Raw genomic sequence first — 3,787 nt, forward strand, 5'->3', positions numbered from 1 at the left:
GACAACTGCCACCAACCCGTCGCCTTCCACCAGACCATCAACACCCTCATCGCCGACGGACACCACACCTTCATCGAAACCAGCGCCCACCCCGTGCTCACGTACCACATCGAGGACGTCCACACCGTCACCAGCCTGCGGCGCGGCGAGGGCACGGCCGCGCAGTTCCTGACCGGGCTGGCCCATGCCTGGACCCTCGGACACCCCGTCACCCCCACCCCCCAGGACGGACCGACCGCCGACCTGCCCACCTACCCCTTCCAGCACCGCACCTACTGGCTGGACACGCCCACCGGCACCGGACGGCGTGCGAGCGACACCGGGCACCCGCTGCTCACCACGGCCGTCCCGCTCGCCGACGACGACGGGCTCGTGCTCGCCGGCCGCCTCTCGCTCGACGCCCACCCCTGGCTCGCCGACCACGCCGCCCTCGGCACGGTGCTGCTCCCCGGCGCCGGGCTGGTCGAGGCCGCGCTGCACGCCGGACGGCAGGTCGGCGCCGAGCTGCTGGAGGAGCTGACCCTCGAAGCCCCGCTCGTGCTGCCGGAGACCAAGGGCAGCGGCGTCGACGCACAGGTGCGGGTGGGCGAGGCCGACGCGTCCGGCCGGCGGGCGGTCAGCGTCCACTCCCGTTGCGAGGGCCGGTGGACCCGCCACGCCAGCGGTGTGCTCGCCCCCGGAGACCCGGCCCCTGACTCCGCCCCCGCAGCCGCCGCCTGGCCGCCGCCCGGCGCGCAGCCGGTGGCGCTCGACACCTGGTACGAGACGCTGGCGAAGAGCGGCTACCAGTACGGGCCCGCCTTCCAGGGCCTGCGGGCCGCGTGGCGGCTCGAGGGCCAGGTCTTCGCCGAGCTGGCGCTGCCGCAGGACGAGACCGGCCGGGCCGACGGCTTCGGCATCCATCCCGCGCTGCTGGACTCGGCGTTGCACGCCATCGAGCTGGGCGCGCTGCCGCAGACCGGTGACACGCGGCTGCCGTTCGCCTTCAGCGGCGTACGCCTCCACACCACCGGCGCGTCGGCCGCCCGCGTACGGCTGTCGGCGGCTGCCGGGACCGACGCCGTGTCGCTGGAGTTCACCGACGCCCGGGGGCGGCCGGTGGCGTCGGTCGCGTCCATGGCGCGCCGCCCCGTCGCGGCCGACCAGCTCGCCGCCGTCGCCGGCGGCGGCGGGGACGCCCTCTTCCGTGTGGAGTGGACGCCGGTGACGACGCCGCCCGCGCCCCCGGCCCTGCGCTGGGCCGGCCTGGAGGGTCTCGACGAGGCCTCCGACGCGCTCGACGCCGTCGTAGCAGCGCCCGCCTCCCCGCACGAGGCGCTGGCCCTGGTGCAGCGGTTCGTCGCCGAGGAGCGGCTGGCCGAGACCCGGCTGGTGCTGGTGACGCGGGGCGCGGTCGCCGCCCGCCCCGACGAGGACGTGCCGGGCCTGGGCCAGGCGCCCGTCTGGGGCCTGGTCCGCTCGGCGCAGACCGAACACCCCGGCCGTTTCGTGCTGCTCGACGCGGACGACCCCGACCTGCTGCCCATGGTGCTGCCCGCCGCGCTCGCCACCGACGAGCCGCAGCTCGCCCTCAGGAGCGGCGCCCTGTTCGCGCCCCGCCTGGCACGGGCGAGGCCGCCCGCGGCGACCGGCCTCGCCTGGAACCCGGAGGGCACCGTGCTGATCACCGGCGGCACCGGTGCGCTCGGCACGCTGCTCGCCCGCCACCTGGTGACCCGGCACGGCGTGCGGCACCTGCTGCTGACCTCCCGCCGGGGCGACGCCGCCCCGGGCGCCGCCGAGCTGAGCGCCGAACTCGCCGCGCTCGGCGCCGAGGTGACCCTCGCCGCCTGCGACGTCGCCGACCGGGACGCGCTCGCCGCGCTGCTCGCGGGTGTACCGCACGAGCACCCGCTGACTGCCGTCGTCCACACCGCCGGAGTACTGGCCGACGCCGTCGTGGAGTCCCTGGCCCCCGAACGCCTCGACGCCGTGCTGCGCCCGAAGGCGGAGGCGGCCCGGCATCTGCACGAGCTGACGAAGGACCACGACCTCGCGGCGTTCGTCCTCTTCTCCTCCGTGCAGGGCGTCGTCGGCGGCGCGGGCCAGGCCAACTACGCGGCGGCCAACGCCGCGCTCGACGCCCTCGCCCAGCACCGCGCGGCCCACGGCCGGCCGGCGGTCTCGCTGGCGTGGGGCCTGTGGGCCGAGGGCGGCATGGAGGCCGCGCTGAGCCGGGCCGACACAGACCGGCTCGCCCGCACGACGGGCATGGTGGCGCTCTCCGCCGAGCAGGGCATGGAGCTGTTCGACACCGCGCTCGCCCTCGGCACGCCGCACGTCGTCCCGGCGCGGCTCGACCTGGCCGGGCTGCGCGCCAGGTCCGGCGGCGAGGAGCCGCCGTCGATGCTGCGCGGCCTGCTGCGGACGCCGACGGCGCGCCGCGCGGCGCCGCAGCGGCCGGAGTCGCTCGCCGAGCGGCTGGCGGGCATGCCGGCCGCGGAGCGGGAGCGGGCGTTGCTGACCCTGGTGCGGGGCGAGGTGGCGGCCGTGCTCGGGCACGGCGAGGAGGGGGCGAGCGGCATCGCGGCCCGCCGGGGTTTCAAGGACCTCGGCTTCACCTCGCTCACCTCGGTCGAGCTGCGCAACCGGCTCGGCAAGGCGACCGGCCTGCGGCTGCCCGCCACCGTCGCCTTCGACCACCCCACGCCCGAGGCGCTCGCGCGGCGGCTGCGGTCCGAGCTGTTCGCGCAGGAGGAGCCGGCCGCCGCCGATGGCGCGGCGGACGAACGGGCGGACCAGGAGAGGGACGAGGAGGCGGAGCGCATCGACTCCCTCGACATCGACGAGCTGATCCGCCTGGCCGACCAGACCGCCGAGTGACGAAGCCGCAGACGAAGAAGAAGAGGAAGAGACAGAACATGACCAGCAATCCCGCTGAGGAAGTCGTCGCGGCGCTGCGGACCTCGCTGAAGGAGACGGCACGGCTGCGGAAGCAGAACCAGGACCTCCAGGCCGCCGCCTCCGAGCCGATCGCCATCGTCGGGATGGGCTGCCGCTACCCCGGCGGGGTGCACTCCCCCGAGGAGCTGTGGGCGCTGGCGGACGCCGCCGAGGACACCGTCGGTGACTTCCCCGCCGACCGGGGCTGGGACCTGGACGGGCTGTACGACCCCGACCCCGACCACCCCGGCACCTCGTACGTCCGCGAGGGGGCGTTCATCCACGACGCCACCGCGTTCGACGCCGACTTCTTCGGGATCTCGCCCCGCGAGGCCCTCGCGATGGACCCGCAGCAGCGCCTCCTGCTGGAGACCTCCTGGGAGGCGATCGAGCGCGCCGGCATCGACCCGACCACGCTGCGCTCCACCCCCACCGGGGTGTACGCGGGCGTGATGTACCACGACTACATCAGCCGTCTGTCCGAGCCGCCCGAGGACCTGCAGGGCTACCTCACCACCGGCAGCCACGGCAGCGTGGCCTCGGGCCGTGTCTCCTACTTCCTCGGCCTGGAGGGGCCGGCCGTGTCGGTGGACACCGCCTGCTCCTCCTCGCTGGTGGCGCTGCACCTGGCCTGCCAGGGGCTGCGGCAGGGCGAGTGCGGCATGGCGCTGGCGGGCGGGGTGGCGCTGCTGTCGACGCCGTTCGTCTTCGTGGAGCACAGCCGCCAGCGGGCGCTGGCCTCCGACGGCCGGGTGAAGGCGTTCGCGGGTGCGGCCGACGGCACCGCCTGGGGCGAGGGCGTGGGGATGCTGCTGCTGGAGCGGTTGTCGGACGCGCGGCGCAACGGCCACCCGGTGCTCGCCGT

General features: G+C 76.0%; 2 protein-coding genes. Both read left to right on the plus strand.

Annotation, left to right across the window (positions count from 1 at the left end; all coding sequences use genetic code 11):
- Positions 1-2,862: SDR family NAD(P)-dependent oxidoreductase (locus ACWCRB_RS49410; RefSeq protein ID WP_451002314.1), on the plus strand; the 2,862-nt coding region annotated here is incomplete at its 5' end.
- Positions 2,859-3,787, plus strand: a 929-nt coding sequence (locus ACWCRB_RS49415; RefSeq protein ID WP_451002315.1) for a beta-ketoacyl synthase N-terminal-like domain-containing protein, incomplete at its 3' end; no start/stop codon positions are given. The genes ACWCRB_RS49410 and ACWCRB_RS49415, both read left to right, overlap by 4 nt.

It is taken from the genome of Streptomyces sp. NPDC002156 (assembly GCF_053593675.1).